This window comes from Geodermatophilus sp. URMC 60, from assembly GCF_053502585.1.
Genome location: NZ_CP199958.1, coordinates 5,134,893 through 5,159,988, shown reverse-complemented (window position 1 = coordinate 5,159,988; position 25,096 = coordinate 5,134,893). Strand labels below are relative to the sequence as shown.

General features: G+C 74.2%; 25 protein-coding genes. 6 read left to right on the top strand and 19 right to left on the bottom strand.

Annotated features, from left to right (window positions below):
- Positions 1-33: 33 nt before the first annotated feature.
- The 6 genes from ACWIX3_RS24285 to sodN all read right to left on the bottom strand — a co-directional run bounded on the left by ACWIX3_RS24285 (position 34) and on the right by sodN (position 4,072).
- Positions 34-816: an HAD-IIA family hydrolase gene (locus ACWIX3_RS24285; protein WP_448609905.1), complete on the bottom strand. Its 783-nt coding sequence runs from the start codon at positions 814-816 to the stop codon at positions 34-36.
- 110 nt (positions 817-926) lie between these two features.
- The gene (locus ACWIX3_RS24280; protein ID WP_448609904.1) at positions 927-1,412 is read right to left on the bottom strand and encodes an N-acetyltransferase family protein; all 486 of its coding nucleotides are present in this window, start codon (positions 1,410-1,412) and stop codon (positions 927-929) included.
- Between the two features lie 74 nt (positions 1,413-1,486).
- Complete coding sequence (pssA, locus tag ACWIX3_RS24275; RefSeq protein ID WP_448609903.1) at positions 1,487-2,314, bottom strand: CDP-diacylglycerol--serine O-phosphatidyltransferase; 828 nt, start codon at positions 2,312-2,314, stop codon at positions 1,487-1,489.
- A gap of 10 nt (positions 2,315-2,324) precedes the next feature.
- Positions 2,325-3,002: a phosphatidylserine decarboxylase gene (locus ACWIX3_RS24270; RefSeq protein WP_448609902.1), complete on the bottom strand. Its 678-nt coding sequence runs from the start codon at positions 3,000-3,002 to the stop codon at positions 2,325-2,327.
- 125 nt (positions 3,003-3,127) lie between these two features.
- A complete protein-coding gene (locus ACWIX3_RS24265; protein WP_448609901.1) occupies positions 3,128-3,541 on the bottom strand; it encodes a VOC family protein in 414 nt (137 codons plus the stop codon).
- Positions 3,542-3,670: 129 nt separating this feature from the next.
- The gene (sodN, locus tag ACWIX3_RS24260; RefSeq protein WP_448609900.1) at positions 3,671-4,072 is read right to left on the bottom strand and encodes a superoxide dismutase, Ni; all 402 of its coding nucleotides are present in this window, start codon (positions 4,070-4,072) and stop codon (positions 3,671-3,673) included.
- A gap of 51 nt (positions 4,073-4,123) precedes the next feature.
- Between sodN and ACWIX3_RS24255 the strand changes: the two genes are divergently transcribed.
- Positions 4,124-4,507: a S26 family signal peptidase gene (locus ACWIX3_RS24255; RefSeq protein ID WP_448609899.1), complete on the top strand. Its 384-nt coding sequence runs from the start codon at positions 4,124-4,126 to the stop codon at positions 4,505-4,507.
- 26 nt (positions 4,508-4,533) lie between these two features.
- Here ACWIX3_RS24255 and ACWIX3_RS24250 read toward each other — a convergent pair whose 3' ends face one another.
- Both ACWIX3_RS24250 and ACWIX3_RS24245 read right to left on the bottom strand, forming a co-directional pair.
- Positions 4,534-6,153: an FAD-dependent monooxygenase gene (locus tag ACWIX3_RS24250; RefSeq protein ID WP_448609898.1), complete on the bottom strand. Its 1,620-nt coding sequence runs from the start codon at positions 6,151-6,153 to the stop codon at positions 4,534-4,536.
- Between the two features lie 212 nt (positions 6,154-6,365).
- A complete protein-coding gene (locus ACWIX3_RS24245) occupies positions 6,366-6,971 on the bottom strand; it encodes a dTDP-4-dehydrorhamnose 3,5-epimerase family protein (protein WP_448609897.1) in 606 nt (201 codons plus the stop codon).
- Positions 6,972-7,094: 123 nt separating this feature from the next.
- Between ACWIX3_RS24245 and ACWIX3_RS24240 the strand changes: the two genes are divergently transcribed.
- Complete coding sequence (locus ACWIX3_RS24240) at positions 7,095-8,282, top strand: NAD(P)-dependent malic enzyme (RefSeq protein ID WP_448609896.1); 1,188 nt, start codon at positions 7,095-7,097, stop codon at positions 8,280-8,282.
- Between the two features lie 60 nt (positions 8,283-8,342).
- On the opposite strand, the gene ACWIX3_RS24235 is transcribed toward ACWIX3_RS24240, so the two are convergent.
- The 6 genes from ACWIX3_RS24235 to ACWIX3_RS24210 form a co-directional block, all read right to left on the bottom strand.
- On the bottom strand, positions 8,343-9,056 hold the full coding sequence (locus ACWIX3_RS24235; RefSeq protein ID WP_448609895.1) for a metal-dependent hydrolase: 714 nt from the start codon (positions 9,054-9,056) through the stop codon (positions 8,343-8,345).
- 195 nt (positions 9,057-9,251) lie between these two features.
- Positions 9,252-9,431, bottom strand: coding sequence for a DUF6104 family protein (locus ACWIX3_RS24230; protein ID WP_448609894.1), 180 nt, complete (start codon positions 9,429-9,431; stop codon positions 9,252-9,254).
- A gap of 13 nt (positions 9,432-9,444) precedes the next feature.
- Positions 9,445-13,272: a multifunctional oxoglutarate decarboxylase/oxoglutarate dehydrogenase thiamine pyrophosphate-binding subunit/dihydrolipoyllysine-residue succinyltransferase subunit gene (locus ACWIX3_RS24225; RefSeq protein ID WP_448609893.1), complete on the bottom strand. Its 3,828-nt coding sequence runs from the start codon at positions 13,270-13,272 to the stop codon at positions 9,445-9,447.
- Between the two features lie 157 nt (positions 13,273-13,429).
- Positions 13,430-14,263, bottom strand: coding sequence for an ankyrin repeat domain-containing protein (locus ACWIX3_RS24220; RefSeq protein ID WP_448609892.1), 834 nt, complete (start codon positions 14,261-14,263; stop codon positions 13,430-13,432).
- Between the two features lie 205 nt (positions 14,264-14,468).
- Positions 14,469-15,236: an ABC transporter permease gene (locus ACWIX3_RS24215; protein WP_448609891.1), complete on the bottom strand. Its 768-nt coding sequence runs from the start codon at positions 15,234-15,236 to the stop codon at positions 14,469-14,471.
- Entirely contained in the window at positions 15,233-16,237 is a 1,005-nt protein-coding gene (locus ACWIX3_RS24210) for an ABC transporter ATP-binding protein (RefSeq protein ID WP_448609890.1), read from the bottom strand. Before ACWIX3_RS24210 ends, ACWIX3_RS24215 begins: the two co-directional genes overlap by 4 nt.
- 184 nt (positions 16,238-16,421) lie before the next feature.
- Between ACWIX3_RS24210 and ACWIX3_RS24205 the strand changes: the two genes are divergently transcribed.
- From ACWIX3_RS24205 to ACWIX3_RS24195, 3 genes are all read left to right on the top strand, one after another.
- Positions 16,422-16,880, top strand: a complete 459-nt coding sequence (locus ACWIX3_RS24205; protein WP_448609889.1) for a universal stress protein — start codon at positions 16,422-16,424, stop codon at positions 16,878-16,880.
- Positions 16,881-16,915: 35 nt separating this feature from the next.
- Positions 16,916-17,977: an adenylate/guanylate cyclase domain-containing protein gene (locus ACWIX3_RS24200; RefSeq protein ID WP_448609888.1), complete on the top strand. Its 1,062-nt coding sequence runs from the start codon at positions 16,916-16,918 to the stop codon at positions 17,975-17,977.
- Positions 17,978-18,126: 149 nt separating this feature from the next.
- Entirely contained in the window at positions 18,127-19,764 is a 1,638-nt protein-coding gene (locus ACWIX3_RS24195) for an ABC-F family ATP-binding cassette domain-containing protein (RefSeq protein WP_448609887.1), read from the top strand.
- Positions 19,765-19,794: 30 nt separating this feature from the next.
- Here ACWIX3_RS24195 and ACWIX3_RS24190 read toward each other — a convergent pair whose 3' ends face one another.
- The 5 genes from ACWIX3_RS24190 to ACWIX3_RS24170 all read right to left on the bottom strand — a co-directional run bounded on the left by ACWIX3_RS24190 (position 19,795) and on the right by ACWIX3_RS24170 (position 24,113).
- Positions 19,795-20,439: a hypothetical protein gene (locus ACWIX3_RS24190; RefSeq protein ID WP_448609886.1), complete on the bottom strand. Its 645-nt coding sequence runs from the start codon at positions 20,437-20,439 to the stop codon at positions 19,795-19,797.
- A 131-nt stretch (positions 20,440-20,570) separates the two neighbouring features.
- The gene (locus ACWIX3_RS24185) at positions 20,571-21,110 is read right to left on the bottom strand and encodes an N-acetyltransferase family protein (protein WP_448609885.1); all 540 of its coding nucleotides are present in this window, start codon (positions 21,108-21,110) and stop codon (positions 20,571-20,573) included.
- Positions 21,107-22,225 (bottom strand): alpha/beta fold hydrolase, encoded by a 1,119-nt coding sequence (locus ACWIX3_RS24180; protein WP_448609884.1) that lies wholly within the window; start codon positions 22,223-22,225, stop codon positions 21,107-21,109. Before ACWIX3_RS24180 ends, ACWIX3_RS24185 begins: the two co-directional genes overlap by 4 nt.
- Complete coding sequence (locus tag ACWIX3_RS24175) at positions 22,146-22,541, bottom strand: hypothetical protein (protein ID WP_448609883.1); 396 nt, start codon at positions 22,539-22,541, stop codon at positions 22,146-22,148. The genes ACWIX3_RS24180 and ACWIX3_RS24175 overlap by 80 nt, the downstream gene beginning before the upstream one ends.
- A 72-nt stretch (positions 22,542-22,613) precedes the next feature.
- Positions 22,614-24,113 carry a long-chain-fatty-acid--CoA ligase gene (locus ACWIX3_RS24170; protein WP_448609882.1) on the bottom strand — a complete coding sequence of 500 codons (1,500 nt, stop codon included), beginning with the start codon at positions 24,111-24,113 and terminating at the stop codon, positions 22,614-22,616.
- A 149-nt stretch (positions 24,114-24,262) separates the two neighbouring features.
- Here ACWIX3_RS24170 and ACWIX3_RS24165 point away from each other — a divergent pair, with 149 nt between their 5' ends.
- Positions 24,263-25,033 (top strand): SDR family NAD(P)-dependent oxidoreductase, encoded by a 771-nt coding sequence (locus tag ACWIX3_RS24165; protein ID WP_448609881.1) that lies wholly within the window; start codon positions 24,263-24,265, stop codon positions 25,031-25,033.
- The last annotated feature ends 63 nt before the right edge of the window (positions 25,034-25,096 follow it).

Sequence of the window (25,096 nt, the reverse complement as noted above, 5' to 3'; positions counted from 1 at the left end):
CCGCGAGCTCGGGCGGGGCCCCGACGCGGGGCCTCAGACGAGCTCGACGACGTCGGCGATCGAGTCCAGCACCCGGCCCGGCCGGAACGGGAAGCGGGCCACGTCGGAGGCCCGTGTCGACCCGGTGAGCACCAGGATGGTGTCCAGGCCGGCCTCGATGCCCGCCACGACGTCGGTGTCCATCCGGTCGCCGATCATGACCGTGGACTCCGAGTGCGCCTCGATCCGGTTCATGGCGCTGCGGAACATCATCGGGTTGGGCTTGCCCACGAAGTAGGGCTCGGAGCCGGTGGCCCGGGTGATCATCGCGGCGACCGAGCCGGTGGCCGGCAGCGGCCCCTCGGGGGAGGGGCCGGTGACGTCGGGGTTGGTCGCGATGAACCGCGCGCCCGCGCCGATCAGCCGGATGGCCCGGGTGATCGCCTCGAAGGAGTACGTGCGGGTCTCACCGAGGACGACGTAGTCCGGATCGGTGTCGGTGAGCGTGTAGCCGGCCTCGTACAGCGCCGTGGTCAGGCCCGCCTCCCCGATGACGTAGGCCGAGCCGCCCGGCAGCTGGGTGGACAGGAAGTCCGCGGTCGCCAGGGCCGAGGTCCAGATGGAGGCCTCGGGCACCTGCAGCCCCGACCGGGCCAGCCGCGCGGAGAGGTCGCGGGGGGTGAAGATGGAGTTGTTCGTGAGGACCAGGAAGCGCCGGCCCGCCGCGACCAGGCGGTCGAGGAAGTCGGCGGCACCGGGCAGCGCCAGTCCCTCGTGCACCAGGACGCCGTCCATGTCGGTCAGCCAGCACTCCGGCGGCTTGCGGTCGGTCGTCATCTCGTCGTCCTCGGGTGGGGTGGGGGTCGTCGGCTGCATTCTGCCCAGGTCGGGCCGGCCCGGCCGTGCGGCTCCGTGAGACCGGGACCGGCGGTCGTGCGCCCAGGTGCTCAGCTGCGGCGGTCGGCGGCGAAGGTGGCCAGGGCGTCGTCGGTGAGCCGGAAGACCGTCCACTCGTCCATCGGCACGGCACCCGCGGCCCGGTAGAACTCGATCGATGGGGTGTTCCAGTCCAGCACCGACCACTCCAGCCGGCCGTACCCGCGCTGCACGCACAGGTCGGCCAGCGTGCGCAGCAGCTCGCGGCCCAGCCCGCTGCCGCGGTGCCGGGGCTGGACGTAGAGGTCCTCGAGGTAGACGCCGTGGGTGCCGCGCCAGGTCGAGAAGTTGAGGAACCACAGCGCCATCCCGACGACGGCGCCGTCGTCGGCCACGGCCACGTGGCCGAAGAGCTTGGGGGCGTCGCCGAACAGCACCGCGGACAGCTGCTCCTCGGTCATCCGCGCCTCGTGCGGCGCCTTCTCGTACTCGGCCAGCTCGCGCACCAGGCCCACCACGGCGGGTACGTCGTCGGGCCGGATGGGCCGCACGGTCACTGGTCCTCCTCGCCGACGCTCGCCGGACCCGTGCCCGACGGTGCTCCGTCCTCTGCGTGAGCCGGCAGGCTCGCTCACGTGAGCAGTTCCCTGAGGCGGGCCGGCACCAGCCTGCCGAGCGGGGAGAACACCGGCACGAGGACCGGTGCCAGCAGGTAGCCGTAGGCGAGCACGCAGCCGGTCACCACCGGCACGAACGCGAAGCCGACGACGACGGCCAGCGCCGCGGCGATCAGCCCGTACGGGCGGCCGCTCTTCGGGCTGACCAGCGAGCGGAACGAGCGGAAGCGGATCGTGCTGACCATCAGCAGCGCCGGGACCGCGACGATGAGCAGCACCCACAGCCGTTCCCGGCCCTGCATCTGGTCGCCGAAGGCGAAGACCGAGGCCAGCACGACGCCGGCCGCGCCGGGGCTCGGCATGCCGGTGAAGTACCGCTTGTCGGCGGTCGGGTCGATGGTGGTGTTGAAGCGCGCCAGCCGGATGGCCGCGCACGCCACCCACAGGCCGCAGACGACCCAGCCCAGGGGGTCCCAGGCGTCGCGGCCCTCCGAGAACAGCGTGAAGGCCACCAGCGCCGGGGCCAGCCCGAAGGAGACCAGGTCGGCCAGCGAGTCGAACTGCAGGCCGAAGGGCGTCACCGCGCCGACCAGCCGGGCCACGGCGCCGTCGGTGATGTCGAAGACCACGGAGAGACCGACCAGGACGGCGGCCAGCGTGTACTGGCCCCGGATGGAGACCAGGATCGCGACGAAGCCGCACATCATGTTGGCCAGCGTGAACAGGCTGGGCAGCGTCGCCAGCGCCCGTCGCCGGGAGCCGCGCACCGATCCGCGGACGAACTCGACGGTCGCCGTCCGCCGGGTCTGGGGGAGGCGGGCGCCGGACGCCGAGCTGGGCACCGGGGCCTCCTCAGCGAGCGTCGGACCAGCGGGCGATGACGGTCTCGCCGCCGCGCACCCGCTGACCCACCCGGACCAGCACGTCGCAGTCCCGGGGGACGAAGACGTCCATGCGGGAGCCGAACTTCATCAGTCCCATCCGCTCACCGGTCGCCAGCCGCCGGCCGACGCCGGTGCGGGTGACGATGCGGCGGGCGAGCACGCCGACGATCTGCCGGAACACCACGGTGCGCTCGCCGTCGCGCAGCCACAGCTCGCTGCGCTCGTTCCGGTGCGCGGACTCCTTGCGGTAGGCGGCCAGGAAGCTGCCCTTGCGGTAGGAGCTCTCCACGACCTCACCGCGGTACGGCGAGCGGTTGACGTGCACGTCGACCACGGACAGGAACACGCTGACCTGCTGCCAGTCGCCCTCGGGAGCGGGTTGCGGGGCGACGCCCTCCTGCGGCTCGCCCGCGACCATCACCACGCCGTCGGCGGGCGAGAGGACGTCGTCGGGAGCCGGTGGCTCGACGTCGCAGCGGCGGTCGGGGTCACGGAAGAACAGCGCCATGTAGGCCGACAGGACGAGGAACGGCCAGGCGGCGAGCCGGAGGCCGCGACGGCCGCCGGCCCGGCCGGCCGCGGTGAGGACGGCGGCGGGCGCCAGGGGCCCGGTGATGAACGGCCACCCGGCCGGGTCGATACGCATCGAGGTCAAACGGTACCGGGGAGCACTCGGCGTCAACGACCGGTCGCCGCCCCGGGGATCGCGGTCCGGCCCCGCTGCAGGGGCCCGCCGAGCCTGCGAGCGAGGGGGAGCAGCGGGGTCCGTCCTCAGGCCGGTGCGGGCCCGATGTCGACGAGCCAGCGCATCCCGTATCGGTCGGTCACCTGACCGAAGGTGTCACCCCACGCCTGCTTCTCCAGCGGGACGTCGACCTCGCCGCCCTCGGCCAGCGCCTCGAACCAGCGGGTCAGCGTGGGCGCGTCGTCCCCGGACAGCGACAGCGAGACCCGGTCGGGGCCGGCGGCGTCGGGATCGTGGCCGTCGGAGGCCATCAGCTCGAGTCCGTCGTCGGTGCGCAGGAAGGCGTGCATGACGCCGTCGTCGGGGTACTGGCCCCCGCCGCCGCCGACGTCCCCGAAGGTCATCACGTCCAGCCGGCCGCCGAGGACGGCTCGGTAGAACTCCATCGCCTCGCGGGCGTTGCCGGAGAAGTGCAGGTACGGGTTCAGGCGGGCGGCCACGGGGTCTCCAGGGGTCCGGGTGTTCGGCTGTCAGCAGGCAGACCGCCCCGGGAGGGAGGACTCATCGCCGGGAGACGGCAACGGCCGGCGAGCAGAGCGCTCACCGGCCGACGCCGTACTGCGGGGGTCTCAGGCCGCGGCCTTCGTCTCCCAGAAGATCTTGTCGATCTCGGCGATGTAGTCGAGCAGCTTCTGACCCTCGGCCGGGTCCATGCTGCCCTTGCCGCCGGACGCGCCGGCCTGCTTGGTCGCCTTGTTGAACAGCTCGTTCAGCTGCGGGTACTTCTCGAAGTGCGGGGCCTTGAAGTAGTCGGTCCACAGCACCCACAGGTGGTGCTTGACCAAGTCCGACCGCTGCTCCTTGATCAGGATCGCGCGGGTGCGGAACACCGGGTCCTCGTTGGCCTGGTACTTCTCCTGGATGGCCTTGACGGACTCCGCCTCGATGCGGGCCTGGGCCGGGTCGTACACGCCGCAGGGGAGGTCGCAGTGAGCGGTGGCCTCCACGGCGGAGAACATGCGGAAACGCATGGGCTGAGCCTCCGGTTCTGTGGGGTCGGTTCGTCTGCGACCCTACTCCCGGTGAGCAGCGGGGACACGTCCGGAACGGGGCGGACGGCGGGGGTCGAAGGGCTGGTCACGCCCTGGGTGGTGGCCCGCGTCGCCGGCCCGTCGATGACGCCCACGGTCCGCTCCGGCGACCGGCTGCTGGTGCGCCGGGTCGCCGCCGGCACCACGGTGCGCGACGACGACGTCGTCCTGGCCCGCTTCCCGGCGCGCCCGGAACTGCTGGTGGTCAAGCGGGTGCGCCGTGCGGTGCCGGGCGGGCACTGGGTCGAGGGGGACAACCCCTTCGTCACCGACGACAGCCGCGCGTTCGGTCCCGCGGTCGTCGTCGGCCGGGTGGTGGGCCGGCTGTGGCCGCGCCCAGGACGGCTCGGGCCACCCGGTGACCAGCCCCGGTGACCCGGGGCCTGACGCGACGACCGTCGTCAGCGGGCCAGCAGCCGTGCCATGACGTCGGCCAGCACGGCGCGGGGATCACTCGCCGCACCGGCCGAGCGCCAGGCGACGACGCCGTCGGGGCGGATCAGCGTGGCGCCCTCCGCCCCGATGCCGAAGGTCTCCGTGAAGCGGTCCCCGGGGTCCCCGACGGTGCTGTCGCGGCCCACGCGGAAAGCGCGCAGCGGCAGGGCCTCCGCGCCGGCGACGGCCTCCGCGGCGGCGGACCAGGGCTGACCTCCCGCGCCGGCGAGCAGGGTGAAACCCGGCCCGACGAGGTCGTGGACCGACGCGGCGCGGCCGTCGACCTCGACCGGGATGTGCGGAGCCCGGGCTCCGGGCCGGCCGGAGGGTCGGCGGGGGTCGTCGAGGAGCGCCCCGTCGTCCTCCCCGTCGTCGGGCACGACCGCCCGGGACCGGTAGACCGGGCCCAGCTCGATGGAGGGGTCGTCGAGCTGGGGCGCCAGGGCCTCCCGGGGTAGCGAGGGGTCCACCCGCAGGACGTAGCGGGTGTAGGCCTGCTCGACCACCAGAGCGCTGACCGGCCGGCGCTCCTCGTCGTAGCTCTCCAGCAGCGCCGGGCCGGCGACGCCCTGGGAGACGAGCGCGAGCCGCCACGCGAGGTCGTGTGCGTCGGCGACGCCGGTGTTCCCGCCGAAGCCGCCGGTGGGTGGCATCACGTGCGCGGCGTCGCCCACGAGGAAGACCCGCCGGTCCTGGAACCGAGCCGCGTGCGAGGCCGCCGCCGTCCACCGCTGCACGTCGTCGACGCGCACGGCGATGTCCGGGCGTCCCAGGGCCTTCCGGACGAACTCGATGCACCTGGCGTCGTCGAGGTCCTCGGCCACGTGCGTGTCCCGCGTCCCGTCGGGGTTGGTCGAGGAGAAGACGGCGAGGAAGCCGGAGTCTCCGGTGATGGAGAACCGGAAGAAGCCGAGCAGGTCGGGCTGGTTCACGTAGACGACGCTCAGGTTGCGGTCCCCGATCAGCTCGCGCATGTCGGCCCGGAAGTAGATGGTGACGCACCGGGCGAACGCGCCGCGGCCCTGCATGTCGATGCCGCACCGCTCACGCACCGGGCTGTGCGCGCCGTCGGCTGCGACCAGGTAGTCCGAGTGGACGACGAGCTCCTCGCCGCCATCCCGCGGCCGGATCACCGCGGTGACCCCGTCGGCGTCCTGCTCGAAGCCGACGAGCTCGGTGCCGTACCGGTGGTCGGCGCCGAGCTCGCGCGCACGGTCGCGCAGGATCGGCTCGAGCCCGATCTGGGTGATGAACAGCCGCCGGGTGGGGCTCAGCTCCTCGACCCCCTCGTTGAACGACCGGTAGAAGAACGTCATCTCCGGGCTGCTGAGGGTCGGCACCGAGACGATCGCGCCGTTCTGCACGAACTCCTTCTCGGCTGCGGCCTCCACGGCCTCCTGCAGGCCCGCTCCGCGGAAGACCTCCATGGTGCGCTGGTGGAAGGAGGCCGCGCGCGGGTGGACCGCCGTCCCCCGGTGCCGCTCGACCAGCAGGTGTGGAACGCCGTACGTGGCCAGCTGGACGGACGTGGTCAGCCCCACGAGGCTGCCCCCCACGACGAGGACCGGAGCGTGGAGATCGGGCATCGGGTGCCTCTCTGGCTCGGCGGAGCGACTGGCGGACAGATGTCCGTGCTGCGGTCGCAGACGAGGATGGCGCCACCCTGGAGCCTGGCTGCAGGTGTGTCAAGCGTCACATGCGCCAGCGTGGGAGCCGCGCGACGAGTCGAGCACCGACGCGGCCATCCGTCCGTACCCACCGGAGCGGGAGACGGGGCCGAGTGATCAGCCGGGGTGGCTCAGGAGCCGGCGCGCAGCTGCGCGTAGCGGGCCGTGCACTCCTCGATCGTCGGGAGCAGGCCCTGCTCGCGGGCCTCGGCCAGCGTGGGCGCCTGCTGGTCCTTGGTCGACAGCTCGAACTGCACGTCGCCCGGCCACGGCAGGTCCAGTGCGGGGTCCAGCGGCGAGACGCCGAACTCCCGGGTCGGGTCGTAGCCGCTGGAGACGAGGTAGGTGACCGAGCTGCCGTCGGCCAGCGACAGGAAGGCGTGCCCGAGCCCCTCGGCCAGGTACACCGCGCGCGGCTGCTCGCTGTCGAGGACGACGGCGTCGTGCGCGCCGAAGGTCGGGGAGCCGACCCGGACGTCGACGACGATGTCGAGCACCCGGCCGGCCGGGCAGTAGACGTACTTGGCCTGGCCGGGCGGGACGAGGGCGAAGTGCACGCCGCGCAGCACGCCGCGGGCGGAGACGCTGTGGTTGGCCTGGGCCAGCGGCAGGCCGTGGCCGACGACGTCGGCGAGCACGTCGGCGCGGTACCACTCGGTGAACCGGCCGCGGGCGTCGCCGTGCGGCACGAGGTCGAGGACGTAGGCGTCGCCGACGGCGAGCTGGCGGATCTCCACGCCCGGACGGTAGCCAGGTCGGCCCGCGGAACCGCGCAGCGGCGCCCCCGGTGGGCCGTGTCCCCGAGTGGCGGGACCGGGTCCGGTAGACCGAGCGCCGGGCTGGATTACGCTCCCGGTTCCATGAGCGCGCAGCAGCACGACGGTACTGCCGACCGCTTCGCCGCCGACCCGGCGTTCGCGGTGCACGAGGGGGGCAAGCTCGTCGTACGCCCGACCCGCGGCATCGAGTCGACCGCGGACCTCGCGCTCACGTACACGCCCGGTGTCGCGCGGGTCTCCAGCGCGATCGCTGCCGAGCCGGCCCTGGCCGACCGGTTCACGTGGGCGCCGCGCGTGGTCGCGGTGGTCTCCGACGGCACCGCCGTCCTGGGGCTGGGGGACATCGGCCCCGCCGCCGCCCTGCCGGTCATGGAGGGCAAGGCCTGCCTGTTCAGCGTGTTCGGCGGGCTGTCGTCGGTGCCCGTCGTGCTGTCCACGACCGACGTGGACACGATCGTGGAGACGGTGGCGGCTATCGCACCGTCCTTCGGCGGCATCAACCTCGAGGACATCAGCGCGCCGCGCTGCTTCGAGATCGAGGACCGGCTGCGCGAGCGGCTGGACATCCCGGTCATGCACGACGACCAGCACGGGACGGCGATCGTCGTCCTGGCCGCGCTGCGCAACGCGGCGCGGGTGGTCGGCCGGGAGCTCGGCTCCCTGCGGGTGGTCGTCTCCGGCGCCGGTGCGGCCGGGGTCGCCTGCACCAAGATCCTTCTGGAGGCGGGCGTCGGCGACATCGCCGTGGCCGACTCGCGCGGCGTGCTGCACACCGGTCGTGACGACCTCACGCCGATCAAGCACTGGGTCGCGGAGAACACCAACCGGGCCGGCTACGCGGGCACGATGGCGGGCGCGCTCGAGGGCGCCGACGTCTACCTGGGCCTGTCCGGCGGCTCGGTGCCCGAGTCGGCGATCACGTCGATGGCGCCGGACTGCATCGTGTTCTCGCTGGCCAACCCGATCCCCGAGGTGGACCCGGAGATGGCGGCCCGCCATGCCGCCGTCGTCGCCACCGGTCGCAGCGGGGAGCCCAACCAGATCAACAACGTGCTGGCGTTCCCGGGCGTGTTCCGCGGCGCGATCGACGCCGGCGCCACCACCATCACCGAGCAGATGAAGCTGGCTGCGGCCACGGCGATCGCCGACGTCGTCGGCGACGAGGTACGGGCCGACTACGTGGTGCCCAGCCCGCTGGACCGACGGGTGGCCGACGCCGTCGCGGCCGCGGTCGCCGCCTGCGCGCGGGACGAGGGCGTCACCCGCTGAGAGAGGACCCCCTCGCCCGCCGCCACTCGCATGTGCCGGGCCCCGTCCGAGGGGCCGCGCTCACCCCGGTCCGGCCAGGCCCTGCAGCAGCGGGTCGACGGCGGCGCGGACGTCGGTGTTGAGGTAGACGCAGTACACCGTCGCGAGGACGAACGCCGGCACCAGCACGACCTTCTCCAGCGTCGTCCCGGTGCGCAGCGGGGTGAGCGCCAGCCGGGACCGGCGCAGCAGCCACAGCACCGGGACCGGCACGCCCTGCGTCGTGAGCGCGTCCCCGGCGATGTGGGTCAGCACGCCGAGAGCGACCGCCCAGGGCAGCCAGGCCGGGCTGGGGGAGTGCTCGAGCAGCAGCCAGGCGCCGGCCCAGGACAGCACCAGGTTGCCGATGACGGTGTTCTCCGCCCTCCCCGGGATGACGAAGTGCAGGGCCCGCAGGGCCAGCCCTATGGCCAGCGCCATGAGCAGCAGGCTGGACCAGAACGCGTTGGCCGCGGCCAGCGCCAGGGCGCCGAAGGCCAGCGGAGCAAGGACGGCGTCGTGGGTGCCCCAGCGGTGGCCCTGCGCCAGCCGCCCGACGGCACCGGAGGGGACGTCGGTGACCGGGCCCCACATGTCCGAGACCGTCGAGCCGCTGTGGTCGAGGTCGGGCAGCATGGCCATCCCGCCCACGGCGGCGATCCAGGCGACCTGGCCGACGGTGCCCCCGACCGGGGCCCACGGCAGCGTCGCGGCCCCGGCGGCGAGACCCGAGAGCGCGTGCGAGTGACCGAGCACGGACACAGCGTGCCGCCAGCGTCCACCGTCGCAGGGAAGGCGACCCATCCGGCGTGTCACGGGAGCCGCCCTGCGCGCGGTGGGGAGCGGGGACGGGCCCGGAGGGTCCTCCCCGCTCCCCGGGGAGCAGCTCAGCGCAGGTGCGGCAGAGCACCTGGCCGCGGTGCGGTCCGGGAGGACCGCGGTGTCACGGTGTCATTCCTCGTCCTCGGTGCCGCCGCGGGCCAGCCAGGTGGCCAGCCGCTCGACGGGCACCTCGAAGTCGGGGTGCTGGTCGACGAACGCCTGCATCTGGTCGGCCAGCCAGGCGAGGGTCACCTGCTCCTCGCCCCGCCGGTCGGCCAGCTCCTCCAGGCCCCGGTCCGTGAAGTACATCGGGAGGTGCGGGCTAGTCCGCGAAGGCCTCGGCCACGAGACGCTTCTGCTCGACCTCGTGGACCTTGGCCGAGCCGACGGCCGGGCTGGCCGCGGCCGGGCGGCTGACGCGACGCAGGCGGCGGCCGGCCGGCAGGTGCTCGGGCAGGTTGACCGCCATGAACTGCCACGGGCCCATGTTCGCCGGCTCCTCCTGCACCCAGACGACGTCCTGCGCGTTCGGGTAGCGCTCCAGCGCCTGCCGGATCTGCTCGGCCGGCAGCGGGTAGAGCTGCTCGACGCGCAGCACCGCGGTGTCGGTCGTCCCGGCGGCCTCCCGCTGGGCGAACAGGTCGTAGCCGACCTTGCCGCTGCACAGCAGCACCCGCTGCACGGCGGCGTCGTCCAGCGGCTCACCGCCCACACCCGGGTCGGCCAGCACCGGCCGGAAGGTCTCGTCGGTGAAGTCCGCGACCGGGCTGACGGCGGCCTTGGCCCGCAGCAGCGACTTGGGCGTGAAGACGACCATCGGCCGGTGCACGTCCGAGAGCGCCTGGCGGCGGAGCAGGTGGAAGTAGTTGCCCGGCGTCGAGCAGTTGGCGACGGTCATGTTGTTCTCCGCCGACAGCTGCAGGAAGCGCTCGATCCGGCCGCTGGAGTGGTCCGGACCCTGGCCCTCGAGGCCGTGCGGCAGCAGCATCACGACGCCGGAACGCTGGCCCCACTTGGCCTCGCCCGAGGTGATGAACTCGTCGATGACCATCTGGGCGCCGTTGACGAAGTCGCCGAACTGCGCCTCCCACAGCACCAGGGCCCTGGGGTTGGCCACCGAGTAGCCGTACTCGAAGCCCAGCGTCGCGTACTCCGACAGCAGCGAGTCGTAGACGAAGAACTTCGCCTGCTCCGGCGACAGGTTCGCCAGCGGCGTGTACTCCGCGGCGGACTCCCGGTCGATGAGCACCGAGTGGCGCTGCACGAAGGTGCCGCGGCGGGAGTCCTGACCGGCCAGCCGCACCGGGACGCCCTGCATGAGCAGGGACCCGAAGGCGAGCAGCTCGCCCATCGCCCAGTCGATGCCGCCCTCGCTGACCATCGCCGCGCGCCGCTCCAGCATCCGCTGGAGCTTCGGGTGGACGGTGAAGTCCTCCGGGAGGGAGACGTGCGCGTCGCCGATCGCCTTGAGCACCTCGGTGGTGATCGCCGTGGCGACCGGCTTCTCCTGCGCGGGCTGGTCCATGACCGGCTGCGGCTTCGAGGTGTCCTGCGCGTCGTGCGTCTCGGCGAAGGCCCGCTCCAGCTGGTCGCGGTAGTCCTTGAGCGCCTCCTCGGCCTCGGCCAGCGTGATGTCGCCGCGACCGATGAGCGCCTCGGTGTACAGCTTCCGGACCGAGCGCTTGCGGTCGATGATGTCGTACATCAGCGGCTGGGTCATCGACGGGTCGTCGCCCTCGTTGTGGCCGCGGCGGCGGTAGCAGACCAGGTCGACGACGACGTCCTTCCTGAACGCCTGCCGGTACTCGACCGCCAGCCGCGCCACCCGCACGCACGCCTCGGGGTCGTCGCCGTTGACGTGGAAGATCGGCGCGTTGACCATCCGCGCCACGTCGGTGGAGTACAGGCTCGAGCGGGACTGCGCCGGGCTGGTGGTGAAGCCGACCTGGTTGTTGATGACCACGTGCACGGTGCCGCCGGTGCGGTAGCCGCGCAGCTGCGAGAGGTTCAGCGTCTCGGCGACGACGCCCTGGCCGGCGAAGGCCGCGTCGCCGTGCAGTAGGACGGGCAGGACGGTGAAGCCCTGCTCACCCTTGTCGATCATGTCCTGCTTGGCGCGGACGACGCCCTCGAGGACGGGGTTGACCGTCTCCAGGTGGGAGGGGTTGCTGGCCAGCGAGACGGCGATCTCCGCACCCGGCTTGAACGGGTTCTCGAAGGTGCCCTCGGCGCCGAGGTGGTACTTGACGTCGCCGGAGCCCTGGACGGTGCCGGGGTCGATGTTGCCCTCGAACTCGCCGAAGATCTTGGCGTAGCTCTTGCCGAGGACGTTGGCCAGCACGTTGAGCCGGCCGCGGTGCGCCATGCCGATCGCGACCTCGTCGAGGCCGTGGTCGGTGCCGGCGATGAGCACCTCGTCCAGCAGCGGGATGACCGACTCGCCGCCCTCGAGGCTGAACCGCTTCTGGCCGACGTACTTGGTCTGCAGGAACGTCTCGAAGGCCTCGGCAGCGTTGAGCCGGCCGAGGACGTGCTTCTGCTTCTCCCTGTCGGGCTGCTCGGCCTTGAGCTCGACCCGCTGCTGGATCCACTCCCGCTCTTCGGGGTCGGTGATGTGCATGTACTCCACGCCGACCGTGCGGCAGTAGGAGTTGCGCAGCACCCCGAGGACGTCGCGCAGCGCCATCAGCCTCTCGCCGGCGAACCCGCCGACGGGGAACTTCCGGTCGAGGTCCCACAGCGTCAGCCCGTGCTGGAGGATGTCCAGGTCGGGGTGGCTGCGGACCTTGAACTCGAGCGGGTCGGTGTCGGCCATGAGGTGACCGTTGCGCCGGTAGGCCTCGATGACCTCGATGACCCGGGCTTCCTTGTCGATCTGCCCCTCGCGGCTGACCCGCACGTCGGGCATCCAGCGCACCGGCTCGTAGGGGATGCGCAGCGACCGGAAGACCTCGTCGTAGAAGCCGTCCTCGCCCAGCAGCAGCTGGTGCAGGCGGCGCAGGAAGTCACCGGACTCGGCGCCCTGGATGATCCGGTGGTCGTAGGTGGAGGTCAGCGTGATGATCTTCGAGATGCCGAGGTCGGTGAGCGCCTCGGGGCTCATCCCCTGGAACTCGGCCGGGTACTCCATGGCCCCGACGCCGATGATCGCGCCCTGCCCGGCGGTCAGCCGCGGCACCGAGTGGTTGGTGCCGATCGTGCCGGGGTTGGTCAGGCTGATCGTCGTCCCCGAGAAGTCCTCGAGGGTCAGCTTGCCCTGGCGAGCGCGGCGGATGACGTCCTCGTAGGCGCCCCAGAACCCGGCGAAGTCCATCTCCTCCGCGGCCTTGATCGAGGCGACGACGAGGGAGCGCGAGCCGTCGGCCTTCGGCAGGTCGATGGCCAGGCCGAAGTTGACGTGCTCGGGCTGCACCAGCGTCGGCTTGCCGTCGACCTCGGCGAAGGCGGCGTTCATGTTCGGGAAGGCGTCGAGCGCCCGGACCAGCGCGTAGCCGATCAGGTGGGTGAACGAGACCTTGCCGCCGCGCGAGCGCTGGAGGTGGTTGTTGATGACGATCCGGTTGTCGGCCAGGAGCTTGGCCGGCACCGCGCGCACGCTCGTCGCCGTCGGCACGGTGAGCGAGGCGTTCATGTTCTTGACGACGCTGGCCGCCGCGCCCCGCAGCGGGACGCGCTTCGGGCCCTCACCGGCGGGCTGGTCGGCCTTGACGGCGGGTTTCGCGGCCGGTGCCGGCTTCGCGGCGGGCGCGGCCTTGGTGGCCGGCTCCTGCCGGGCGGTCCGGTCGGCGGCCCGGTTCACCACGGTGTCCTCGGTGCGCGCCTGGACGCGGGTGGCCCGGGAGGGGGCACCGGCACCGGCACTGGGCTCCTGGTCGGCGGCCGGCTGCTGCTGGGCGGCCGGGGCCGGCTGTGCGGGCGCGGGGGCCGGGGCGGACGGCTCGGGCTCGGCGGCCGGGGCCGCCTCCCGGTCGTCGCTCGCCGCGACCGGGCTGCCCGGCCGGTAGTCGGCGAAGAACTCGTGCCACGCCTGGTCCACGCTGGAGGGATCGGCGAGGTACTGCTGGTACATCTCCTCGACCAGCCACTCGTTGGTGCCGAATCCCGCCACCGCTGAGGAGTTGGGGGTGGAGGACGGCCGGGATGAGTTCACGCTTGACACGGGGTCGAGTGCCTTCTTCGTCGTCGGTGCACGTCTCTGGACCGGGGCTGGAGTCTACGCCCGCAACTGCAGGCCGACCGGGTGCGGAACGGTCCCGTCCAGGGCACCGCCCCGCGGCTGCGAGGGGTGGGGAGGACGGGGTCCTCGCTCAGTCCGTGGCGCCACGGGCCACGAGGAGGTCGGCCAGGGCGTCGTGCGCGGTCGCCTGACCTGCGTCGTCCCGGCGGGTGCGGGCCGCGGCGACCCGGCTGATGTCGAGGGCACTGGCGCCGTCGGCTGTGGTGGCGTTGACGTCGGCTCCCGCGTCCAGCAGTTCGCGGACCACCTCCGGCGCGTCGCGTCCCGAACCGGCGGCCACGGCTGCGTGCAGCGGGGAGCGGCCGGTGTCGGGGTCGCGCCGGTTGACGTCGGCGCCGGCGGCCAGCAGCAGGCGGACCAGCTCCAGCCGCGTGCGGCCCGCGGCGGCGTGCAGCGCGCCGCCGCGGACGTCCGCGCCGCGGTCCAGCAGCGTCCGGGCGGTGTCGGCGGCGCCACCGGCAGCGGCGAGGGTCAGCAGGTCCACCCCGGTCACCGGGTCGGTCAGCGGGGCGCCGCGGTCGAGTTCGGCGCGCAGTCGCTCGGCGTCGTCGAGGTAGGCCGCGCTGGCCGCGTCCACCGGCGCGCCCAGCTCGCGCAGCAGCGGGACGAGGGCGGGCGCCGACTCCAGCGCCGTGTGCAGCGGGTCCCGGCCGTGCTCGGTGCGGGCCGAGAGGTCGGCGCCGGCTCCGACCAGCAGCCGCACGACCTCGGCCTGCCCCTCGGCGACGGCCAGGTGCAGCGGTGTCCAGCCGCCCTGGCCGTCGCGCTCCACGGTGGCGCTCAGCAGGCGGGGGGAGTCCTGGACGGCGGCGCGGACGGCCTCGACGTCGCCGTCGGCGATCAGCCGGCCCAGCCTCGGGGCGGTCATGCGCGTGGTCGTGCGCGTGGTCGTGCGCGTGGTCATGGGGGGATCCCCGTTCCGGTCGGGAGCAGTGCTTCGTGCGGTCAGGCTCTGTTCGGCCCCCTGCAGGGCCCCGCCGTGGCCCCGTCCCGGGTAGGCCCCGTCCAGAGGCTCACCGTGGGCCTGCGAACGGTGAGGGGGACGGGGTCCTTCCACGGAGGGTGGGGAGGACGGGGTCCTTCCACGGTGGGGGGCAGCGGGTCCTCTCTCAGACGACGTCGCGGCGCACGGAGAGCAGGGTGCCCAGCAGTGCCGCCACCAGACCGTAGCCGAGCAGCAACAGGCCGCCCTGCCACCGCTCGAGGAGGTCGGGTGCGATGGCCTGCGGGCCGCGGAAGGTGGTGGTCATGGCCTCCAGCGCGCCGCCGGGCAGCCACTTGTAGACCGCCGCCGTGGCGGAGAAGGCCGACAGCAGCGGCTCGACGACGTAGAGGTAGACCAGCGCCCCGACGATCGCCCCGACCTGGTTGCGCAGCAGCGCGCCCAGGCCCACGCCGATGACCGCGTACACGACGATCGCCAGCCCGGCGTTGAGCAGCACCTCCGCGTTCTCGCCGGTCAGCGACGGCGCGGCGCCCCGTGCCCCGGCGTAGACGACGACAACCGCGACCGTCACGGCCAGTGCGACGAGGGCGAAGGGGACGGCGGCCAGCGTGTAGGCCACCAGCTTGGCGACCACGACCCGGCCGCGCTTCGGCGAGGTCAGGAAGGTCGGCGTCGCGGTGCGGTGCCGGAACTCCTGGGTCATCCCGATGATGCCGAGGATCAGCGCGAACACCGCGGCGTTGGACGCGACGGAGAAGGCCAGCGCCTCGTACTCGGACGAGCCGACCGGGGGCGGGCCCCCATCCTGGCCGGCGAGCCCGGTGAGCAGGGCGGCGAACCCGCCGGCCATCAGGCAGGCGCCGACCAGCAGCCCGATCCAGGCCCGGGTGGTGAACAGCTTGGTCCACTCGGAGCGGACGAGCGCGGTCATCGGGCGGCCCCCTGCGCGGTGGTGTCGGTGGCGGCGTACTGCTCCTGGCCGGCGGTGAGCCGGAAGTACAGCTCCTCCAGGCCGCTGGTCTCCGCGCGCAGCTCGTGCAGCTCGATGCCGGCGCGGAACGCGTGTGCACCCACCGTGGCCGGCGTCGTCGCCGCGACGGTGACCCGGCCGTCGTCGGCGGGGCCGACGCTCAGCCCGGCGGAGCCGAGGACCTCGGTCAGCCGGCCGGCCTCGGGGCTGCGCACCAGGACCGACCCGCTGCCCAGCGCGCCGGAGCGCAGCTCGGCCAGCGAGCCCTCGCGGACCAGCCGCCCGGCGCCGACGATCACCACGCGGTCGGCGGTCTGCTCCATCTCGGCGAGCAGGTGGCTGGAGACCAGCACCGTGCGCCCCTCGTCGTGCGCCAGGTGGCGCAGGAAGCCGCGCAGCCAGTGGATGCCCTCGGGGTCCAGCCCGTTGGCCGGCTCGTCGAGCACCAGCACCGCCGGGTCGCCGAGCAGCGCGGTGGCCAGCGCCAGCCGCTGGCGCATGCCCAGCGAGTAGCCGCCCGCGCGGCGCCGGCCGGCGTCGGCCAGGCCGACCTGGGTGAGCACCTCGTCGGCGCGCGTGACCGGCAGGCGCGCGGCCCGGCAGTACACCCGCAGGTGGTTGCGCCCGGACCGCGCCGGGTGGAACGCCGTCTCGAGCACCGCACCGACCGTGCGCACGGGTGACGGGAGGTCGGCGTAGGCGACGCCGTCGAAGGTCGCCGTCCCCGCGTCGGGCCGCTCCAGGCCCAGGACCATGCGCAGGGTGGTCGTCTTCCCGGCCCCGTTGGGGCCGAGGAAGCCGGTGACCGAGCCCGGTTCGACGGTGAAGCTGAGGTCGGAGACGGCGCGGACGGCGCCGAAGCTCTTGCTGAGGCCGCGGACCTCGACCTGCACGGGGTCGCGGTGGCGACTACTGCCGGGGTGGATGGCGCTCTCCTCGCGTCGGCCGGGCGACGCGTCCATCCAAGCGCACCGGGCGGCCGCCGGGGCAGCCTCCGGGGTGCGCGTGTCCCGCCGGCGCAGTGACCCCGCGCACACCCCTGACCGGCAGCTTCGGTAGGTTGGCCGGTCGGGCGGGCGAGCCGGCTCCCGGCACGCCAGAGCAGCGCCGCCCGGGGCGGCCCCGGAACGCCAGCGAGGAGGGTCCGTGAACGCCTACCGCACGGTGGTCGTCGGGACCGACGGGTCGGAGTCCTCCCTGCGGGCGGTGCGCCGTGCCGGAGCCCTAACCGGGGCCTGCGGTGCCCGGCTGCTGATCGTGTGCGCGTACCTGCCGCCGCGGGCCGACGAGCGCGAGGTGCGCCGCGCCCGGGACGAGCCGGGGGAGGATCCCCACCAGGTCGTGGGATCCGCGCCGGCGGAGGACACCGTCCGGCACGCCGCGGAAGAGGCCCTCGCGGCCGGTGCGGGGGAGGTCGAGGAGGTCGCCGTCGTCGGCTCGCCGGTCGAGACGCTGCTCGACGTCGTCTCCCGCGCCCGGGCCGACCTGCTCGTCGTCGGCAACCGCGGGCTCAACAGCCTCAGGGGGCAGCTGATGGGATCGGTGCCGGCTGACGTGACCCGCCGCTCGTCGGTCGACGTCCTGGTCGTCCACACCACGGGCTGACGGCGCTGTCGCCCACTCCTCGGGACCCAGAAGCCGTGACGGACACCGGCGACACCCGCGAGGCGCTGCTGCGCCTGCTCCTCGGTGGCTCGCGCCGCTACACCCGGCTGCAGGTCGCAGCGATGGCCGGCCTGCCCCCCGAGCGCACCCGGCGGCTGTGGCGGGCGCTCGGCTTCCCCGACGTCGCCGACGACGACCCGGTCTTCACCGACGCCGACGTCCGGGCGCTGGAGCTGCTCAACGCGCTCATCGGCTCCGGTTTCGTCGAGCCGGGGACGGAGGCCTCGATCGCCCGCGCGATGGGGCAGTCGCTGTCCCGGCTGGCGGACTGGCAGACCGACCTGCTCGCCGACGCCCTCACCCGCGGCGGCACCGGGGCCGGGCAGCGCGCCGTCTCGCCGGAGGAGGCGGTGACCGCCGCCCGCAGCCTGTTCCCGCTGCTGCGCGAGGTGCAGGACTACGTGTGGCGGCGACACCTGGCGGCCAACGCCGACCGGCTGCTCACCCCCGCGGCCGCCGCCGACCGGCGCGAGCTGGCCGTCGGGTTCGCCGACCTGGTCGGCTACACCAGCCGCAGCCGGGGCATGGGCGGGCGGGAGCTCGGCGCCATGGTCGAGGACTTCGAGAGCACCGCCAGCGAGGTCATCGCCCGCCACCACGGCCGGGTGGTCAAGACGGTGGGGGACGGCGTCCTCTACACCGCCGGCTCCGCGATCGACGCCGTGGAGATCGGCCTGGAGCTGCCCGAGGCCTGGCAGGCCGAGGAGCGCCCGCCGCTGCGGGTCGGCGCCGCCTACGGCTCGGTGCTCACCCACCTCGGCGACGTCTACTCGCCCGTGGTGAACCTGGCCAGCCGGCTGACCTCGCTGGGCCGGCCGGGCACGCTGCTTGTCGACCGGGACCTCGCCCGCCGGCTGCGCGGGCTGCCCCGCTACCGGGTGCGGCCGCTGCGCCGGGTCTCGGTGCGCGGCTACGACAACCTGCAGCCCTGGCTGGTGGAGCGCCGTCCGCCCGGCCAGGCGGACCTCGCGCTGGAGAGCATGCTCGACGAGATGGCCGACGATGTCCTCGAGGAGGAGGACGACCCCGGGGAGTGAGCGGACCCCTGTCCCAGCCCCCGGCCCCGTCCAGGGCACCGTCCCGAGCTCGCGGAGGGCGGGGGGCGGGTCCTTCCCCGGATGCTGACGAGGACGGGGTCCTCCCACCGTTCGCGCCGTCCCCGTCCGGCTTGGCATCCTGGTCCCCCGTGAGTGCCACGCTCGTCGCCCGCGGCCTGGCCGCCGGTCACGGTGCCCGCGTCCTCTTCTCCGACCTCGACCTCGTCGTCGCGCCCGGCGACGTCGTCGGGCTGGTCGGGGTCAACGGCGCGGGCAAGTCCACCCTGCTGCGCACGCTGGCCGGTGAGCTGCCGGCGGAGTCCGGCAGCGTGACCGTCAGCCCGCCGACGGCGACCCTCGGGTACCTGCCGCAGGAGCACGAGCGCCGGCCGGGCGAGACGGTGCGCGAGGCGCTGGCCCGCCGGACCGGGGTCGCCGCCGCGCAGGCCGCGCTCGACGCCGCCACGGAGGCGCTCGCCGAGGGGGCCGACGGCGCGGACGACGCCTACACCGAGGCGTTGGAGCGCTGGCTGGCACTCGGCGGAGCCGACCTCGACGAGCGCGCGGCGCAGGTCGTCGGCGAGGTGGCGCCCGGGGTGCCCCTCGATGCGGGGACGACCGCGCTCTCCGGGGGGCAGGCCGCGCGGGTCGGGCTGGCCGGGCTGCTGCTCTCGCGCTACGACGTCCTGCTGCTGGACGAGCCGACCAACGACCTGGACCTGGCCGGCCTGGAGCAACTGGAGCGCTTCGTCACCGGGGCGCGCAGCGGCATCGTCGTCGTCAGCCACGACCGGGAGTTCCTCGCCCGCACGGTCACCCGCGTGGTCGAGCTGGACCTCGCCCAGCAGCTGGTGCGGGTGCACGACGGCGGCTACGAGGCCTACCTCGTCGAGCGCGAGGTGGCCCGGCGGCACGCTCGCGAGGAGTACGAGGAGTACGCCGAGACCAGGGCCGACCTGGAGGCCCGGGCCCGCATGCAGCGCAACTGGCTGGCCAAGGGCGTGCGGGACGCGGTCAAGAAGCAGAAGGACCCGGACAAGTTCATCAAGGCCCACAACCGGGCGACGGCGGAGAAGCAGGGGGCCAAGGCCAAGCAGACCGAGCGGCGGATCGAGCGGCTGGAGGTGGTGGAGGAGCCCCGCAAGGAGTGGGAGCTGCGGATGGAGATCGCCGCCGCACCGCGGGCCGGGGCGGTCGTCGCCACGCTCTCGGGCGCGCTGGTGCGCCGCGGCGGCTTCACCCTCGGCCCGGTGGACCTGCAGGTTGACTGGGGCGACCGGGTGGTCATCACCGGCCCGAACGGCAGCGGCAAGTCCACGCTGCTGGCCGCCCTGCTCGGCCGGGTGCCCCTGGACGAGGGCCGCGGAGGACTGGGCCCGTCGGTCCGGATCGGCGAGATCGACCAGGCCCGGGGCGCCTTCCTCGGCGCCGAGCCGCTGCTGGAGGCCTTCGCCGCGGAGGTGCCCGACCGGCCCACCGCCGACGTGCGCACCCTGCTGGCCAAGTACGGGTTGACCGCCGAGCACGTGCTGCGCCCGGCCGACACCCTCTCGCCGGGCGAGCGGACCCGGGCCGGGCTGGCGCTGCTGCAGGCCCGCGGCGTCAACGTCCTGGTCCTCGACGAGCCGACCAACCACCTCGACCTGCCGGCCATCGAGCAGCTCGAGCAGGCGCTGGCGGCCTACCGCGGCACGCTGCTGCTGGTCACGCACGACCGGCGGATGCTGGCCGCCGTCGACACCCCCCGCCGGATCACCGTCGAGGACGGCCGGGTCACCGAGCGCTGACGAAGGACCCCGTCCTCCCCCTCCGCGAGCTCAGGATGGGACCCGGGACGGGGCCGCGAGGGCGGCGGCGACCGCGTCCCCGGCCGCCGTCGCGAGCTCCTGCGGGCTCGCGCCGGCCGGGGACCGGGCCGGCAGCAGGTGCACCTCGACGACGGTGCCGGGCGAGGCGGCCAGCCAGCGCATCGCCGCCACCGCAGAGCGGCGGGCCGGGGGAGGGGGCGCGGTCCCGCGCCAGCGGACGGCGACCGGGCACACCGCGGCGCCGGCGTCCACCGCGGCGGCCAGCAGGGCGGCGTCCGCCCGGCCGGTGCTCACCGGCGTCCCGGCGCGCAGTGCGGCGGCCACGCGCGCCGGGTCGGCCGGCAGGGCGGGCAGCGGCACGCCGGCCAGCCGCTCGGGACCGCCGGCGACGACGGCCCCGGGGACGGCGGTGAGCAGCGCCAGCGGGTCGAGCGCGGTGACGGTGTCCGACACCAGCAGCGGGCCGGTGCCGGTGCGCGGCCAGGCGGTCGCCGGGGCGCGGACCTCGACCCGCACGCCCAGGCCGGTCAGCACCCGTGCGGCGCCGCAGACGCTCCGGCGGCGACGGCGGCCCACCGGCGGACGGAGCCGCCCGGCGGCCACGGTGGCGCCCACGCGGAGCCAGGCGGGGGTGGCGGTGGTCGCTGCGGTCACGGTGCCTCCCGGGACGCTCGGCGGACCCGGGACGGGCCCGCTGCACCTCGAGCGTCGCGGGCGGAGGTGTCGCGCCGGTGACGGCCGGTGGGCGGTCACGGGACGGTCGCGGGACGACCGGTCGCCGGGCGTCAGGGCGTGTCGAGCGCCTCCGTGAGGCCGACCGCGTCCATCCCGGCCCAGGTCTCGCCGACGTGGTGGGCCAGCACCATGAGGTCGCGCAGCTGCCCGTCCCGGTCGCGGATGTGGTCGGCCAGCAACGCCTCCCCGGTGAACCCGAGACCGGTGAACAGCGCCAGGGCCGGCCCCTGGTCGGCGACGACCTCGACGACGAGCTTGGTCAGGCCGGCCTCGAGGGCGTGCACCACCGCGTGCCGGGCCAACTCGCGTCCCAGCCCGGTGCCGCGGCCGGCGGGCGCAACCACCAGGCGCACCTCACCGACGTGGTCGGACCAGCCGGGCAGCCGCAGGACGGCGACGTAGCCGAGCACGCGGTCGTCGTCCACCGCCACCCAGCGGTCCACCCCCGGCGAGCCGGCCGCCCAGCCGCGCACGACGTCGGGGTCGGTGACGTCCTCGCGGATGAAGGTCCGGTCGCCCTCGGGCAGTTCGGCGAAGAAGCGCACCAGGGCCTCGCAGTGCGCCTCCGTCAGCGGCTCCACGGTGGTCACCGGGCAACCTCCTCGTCCTGCAGCGGCTCGCTGCGCCGCTGGAGGAAGTCGATGATCGTCGGCACCGTCGTCCGGGCCGCCGTCCGGCCCACCACCAGGCCCATGTGCCCGGCCGGGAGCCGCAGCTCGTGCTTGTCGGCCGAGCCCACCAGGTCGATCAGGGGAGCGCTCGCCTCGGGCGGGACGATGTGGTCGCGGTCGGCCCGGACGGTCAGGAACGGCCATCGGATGTCGGACAGGTGCACGCGGTCGCCGCCCACCGTCAGCCGGTCGGTGACCATCCCGTTGTCGCGCACCAGCATCCGCACCGTCTCCTCCGCGGCGGCCCCGGGGAAGGGCACGTGGTCGTCCGACCAGCCGGTCATGGCCTGGTAGCCGGCCACGTACTCGTCGTTCCAGAGGCGCTCCCACAGCGTCACGTAGCGGGTCACCTCGGCGGTGGGGGTCAGCGTCTTGAAGCCCTGCAGGACGACCCGTGGCGGCACGTTGCCGTCGGCGTCCAGCACGTCGGACACCTCCAGGCCGCCGACCCGGAAGAGGTCGGCCAACGGGCCCATGTGCCGGAAGTCCACCGGGGTGGCCAGCACGGTGAGGCTGCGGACGGGCGCGTCCGGGTGGTGCGCGGCGTAGAGCAGCGCGAGGTCGCCGCCGAAGCAGTAGCCGAACAGGGTGACCTCGTCGGCCCCGGAGACCTCCAGCACCCGTTCGACGCCGGCCGGGATGTAGTCGTCGACGTAGTCCTCGAGGGTGTTGGCCGCGTCCCGCTCATCCGGCTCGCCCCAGTCGAGCAGGTAGACGTCGAAGCCCGCGCGGAGCAACTGCTCGACGAAGCTGTTGCCCGGCGCGAGGTCGAGGATGTAGCTGCGGCTGACCAGGCTGAACACGATGAGCAGGGGTGGCGAGTACCGGACGCCGCCGTGGGTGTCCGGGTCGTTGCGGTAGTGCCAGAGCTGGGTCCGGCCGCGCTGCCAGACGACGTCCTTGGGCGTCTGCCCGACGTCCGGCCGGGCGACGCCGCTGACCAGCCGGAGACCGTTACGGGCGCGCAGGGCGTTGCGTTCGACGTCGCGCCGGACGCGGTCGAGGACCGTCTGCGGGCTGGGCACTGTCGGCATCGGACTCCTCGGGGGTGCGGCTGCGCTCCGTCTCCCGTCGCGCGGCCTCGAGTTGGAGGGTGAGCCGGCGGACCTCGCGGTCGAGGGCGCCGACCTGGGCGCGCAGCCGGCTGACGTCGGTCCCGGCCGGCAGGTCGATCAGGTGCCAGAAGCGGGTCGTGGCCCCGCGGGCGGTCTCGCGGGCGACGGTCACCGCCCGGCGGGTCAGGGCCGCGCCGACCGTGAAGGCCTCGCTGCGGACCAGTTCGTCGGCGTGCGGGGTCACGCGCCGCTCGACGGCGTCGAAGGCCTGCCGCCACAGGGGTGTCTCACTCATGCGCCCTCCCCGCGGGCGCGCGCCCGTCGCACGGACCGGGCTGCGGCGCCCGTGCGGCGCTCCCGGGCCCGCTCACGACCGCACCTCGGCCGGGAGCTCGACGGCGCGGCGGAGGATCTTGCCCGTGGGCCCCTTGGGCAGGGCCTCGACCAGCCAGACGTGCCGCGGGTACTTGTAGGCGGCCACCCGCTCCTTGACCCAGGAGCGCAGCTCGTCGGGGTCGGCCTCCTGCCCGGGCTTGAGGGCCACCGCGGCGGCGACCTCCTCGCCCAGCTCGGGGTGCGGGACGCCGACGCAGGCGGCCTCGGCGACCGCGGGGTGCTCGTAGAGCGCCTCCTCGATCTCGCGCGGGTACACGTTGTAGCCCCCGCGGATGATCATCTCTTTCTTGCGGTCGACGATGGCGAAGTAGCCGTCCTCGTCCTGCCGGGCCAGGTCGCCGGTGCGGAACCAGCCGTCCGGGATGGCCTTGGCCGTCTCCTCCGGCTTCCCCCAGTAGCCCTTCATGACGTTCTCGCCGCGGATGGCGATCTCCCCGACCTCGCCGGTCGGGACGCCGCGGCCCTCGTCGTCCACGAGGCGCATCTCCACGCCGCGGATCGGCGTCCCGATCGTCCCGGGCTTGCGCTCGGCGTGCAGCTGGTTGAACGACGCCACCGGCGAGGTCTCCGACAGCCCGTACCCCTCGAGCACGATGCAACCGAAGGCCTCCTCGAAGCCGCGCATGACCTCGACCGGCATCGCCGACCCGCCGGAGACGCACAACCGCAGGCTGGAGACGTCGTGGCGGTCCCGGTCGGGGGAGTGCAGCATCGCGGCGAACATCGTCGGCACGCCCTCGAAGACGGTGACCCGGTCCCGCTCGATGACCGAGAGCGCCTTCCCGCCGTCGAACCGGGGGATGAGGGTGAGGCAGGAGCCGGCCAGCACGGAGGCGTTGAGCCCGCACGTCAGGCCGAACACGTGGAACAACGGCAGGCAGCCCATGACCACGTCGTCGGGGGTCAGCTCGACGAGCTCCAGGCCCCCGGTGCGGCAGTTGCTGCGCAGGTTGGCGTGGGTCAGCTCGGCGCCCTTGGGCTGACCGGTGGTGCCCGAGGTGTAGAGGATGACCGCCGCGTCCCGGTCCTCCCGCGGCTCGGCGTCCCGGCCGCCGGACCCGCCCAGCGTCCCGCCGACGTCGACCGGGCCGACGGTCACCGCGTCGACGCCCACGGCCGCCGCCGCCTCGGTGGCCGCGTCGGCGGCGGACTCCAGGGCCACCACGAGGCGGGCGCCGGAGTCGCGCAGGTAGTACTCGACCTCGCGCGCCTTGAGCAGCGGGTTCATCGGGACGACGGCGGCGCCGGCCATCAACGCGCCGTAGAACACCACCGGGAAGCTCAGCACGTTCGGCAGGACCATCCCCACCCGATCGCCGGGCTGCACACCCCGGGCCCGCAGGCCCGCGGCCACCCCGGCCGCGGCGTCGCGGAACCCGTCGTAGGTCAGGACGGCGTCGTCCATGCGGAGCGCCGGCCGATCGCCGTGCTCCGCGGAGCTGTCGAGCAGGTGCTGTGCCAGGTTGGCCACGGGTTCTCCCACCGGATCGCGGAACGGGTCCGGGCCCTACCCGGGACTCCTGTGGTCTACCCCACAGACGCGTGGATGGGTCGCCGCGGGTGGCGGGGCGGCCGTGGGGGCGACAGGCTCAGGGCTCACCGACGACGACGGGAGTGCACGTGACGGACAGGACGGTCCTGGACATGTTCCGGCTCGACGGCCGGGTGGCGATCGTGACGGGGGCGTCCTCCGGCCTCGGGGCGGTGTTCGCCCGTGCCCTGGCGCAGGCCGGGGCCGACGTCGCGCTCGGCGCCCGCCGCGAGGACCGGCTGGGCGAGACCCGGGCGGCGGTGGAGGCGGCCGGACGGCGGGCGATCACCGTGCGCACCGACGTGGCGCGGCCCGAGGACTGCCAGGGCCTGGTCGACGCCACGGTGGCCGAGTTCGGGAAGGTCGACGTCCTGGTCAACAACGCCGGCGTCGGCACCGCCGTGCCGGCCACCCGCGAGACGCCGGAGCAGTTCCGCTCGGTGATCGACGTGAACCTCAACGGCTGCTACTGGATGGCGCAGGCCTGCGCGCGGGTCATGCAGCCGGGCAGCTCGATCATCAACATCTCCAGCATCCTCGGGCTGACCACCGCCGGCCTGCCCCAGGCCGCCTACGCCGCGAGCAAGGCCGGCCTCATCGGGCTCACGCGCGACCTGGCGCAGCAGTGGACCGGTCGCAAGGGGATCCGGGTCAACGCACTGGCCCCCGGCTTCTTCGAGTCGGAGATGACCGACCAGTACCCGGAGGGCTACATCGAGGGCCAGATGGCCCGGGTGCTGGCCGGCCGCAAGGGCGACCCCATGGAGCTGGCCGCGGCGCTGGTCTTCCTGGTCAGCGACGCCGGCGGCTACGTCACCGGGACGACGCTGCCGGTCGAGGGCGGCCTGCTGACCAGCTGACACCGGGTGCACGTCCGGGGGGCTGGCTGCCCCCGTCCGGGAATGACCTCCCGGAGGTGGGGT

What these genes read in the sequence shown, in the direction of transcription:
- ACWIX3_RS24285 (WP_448609905.1), bottom strand. Translation starts at nt 816, where the DNA reads ATGACGACCGACCGCAAGCCGCCGGAGTGCTGGCTGACCGACATGGAC.
- ACWIX3_RS24270 (WP_448609902.1), bottom strand. Translation starts at nt 3,002, where the DNA reads ATGCGTATCGACCCGGCCGGGTGGCCGTTCATCACCGGGCCCCTGGCG.
- sodN (WP_448609900.1), bottom strand. Translation starts at nt 4,072, where the DNA reads ATGCGTTTCCGCATGTTCTCCGCCGTGGAGGCCACCGCTCACTGCGAC.
- ACWIX3_RS24250 (WP_448609898.1), bottom strand. Translation starts at nt 6,153, where the DNA reads ATGCCCGATCTCCACGCTCCGGTCCTCGTCGTGGGGGGCAGCCTCGTG.
- ACWIX3_RS24240 (WP_448609896.1), top strand. Translation starts at nt 7,095, where the DNA reads ATGAGCGCGCAGCAGCACGACGGTACTGCCGACCGCTTCGCCGCCGAC.
- ACWIX3_RS24230 (WP_448609894.1), bottom strand. Translation starts at nt 9,431, where the DNA reads ATGTACTTCACGGACCGGGGCCTGGAGGAGCTGGCCGACCGGCGGGGC.
- ACWIX3_RS24220 (WP_448609892.1), bottom strand. Translation starts at nt 14,263, where the DNA reads ATGACCACGCGCACGACCACGCGCACGACCACGCGCATGACCGCCCCG.
- ACWIX3_RS24215 (WP_448609891.1), bottom strand. Translation starts at nt 15,236, where the DNA reads ATGACCGCGCTCGTCCGCTCCGAGTGGACCAAGCTGTTCACCACCCGG.
- ACWIX3_RS24210 (WP_448609890.1), bottom strand. Translation starts at nt 16,237, where the DNA reads ATGGACGCGTCGCCCGGCCGACGCGAGGAGAGCGCCATCCACCCCGGC.
- ACWIX3_RS24180 (WP_448609884.1), bottom strand. Translation starts at nt 22,225, where the DNA reads ATGCCGACAGTGCCCAGCCCGCAGACGGTCCTCGACCGCGTCCGGCGC.
- ACWIX3_RS24175 (WP_448609883.1), bottom strand. Translation starts at nt 22,541, where the DNA reads ATGAGTGAGACACCCCTGTGGCGGCAGGCCTTCGACGCCGTCGAGCGG.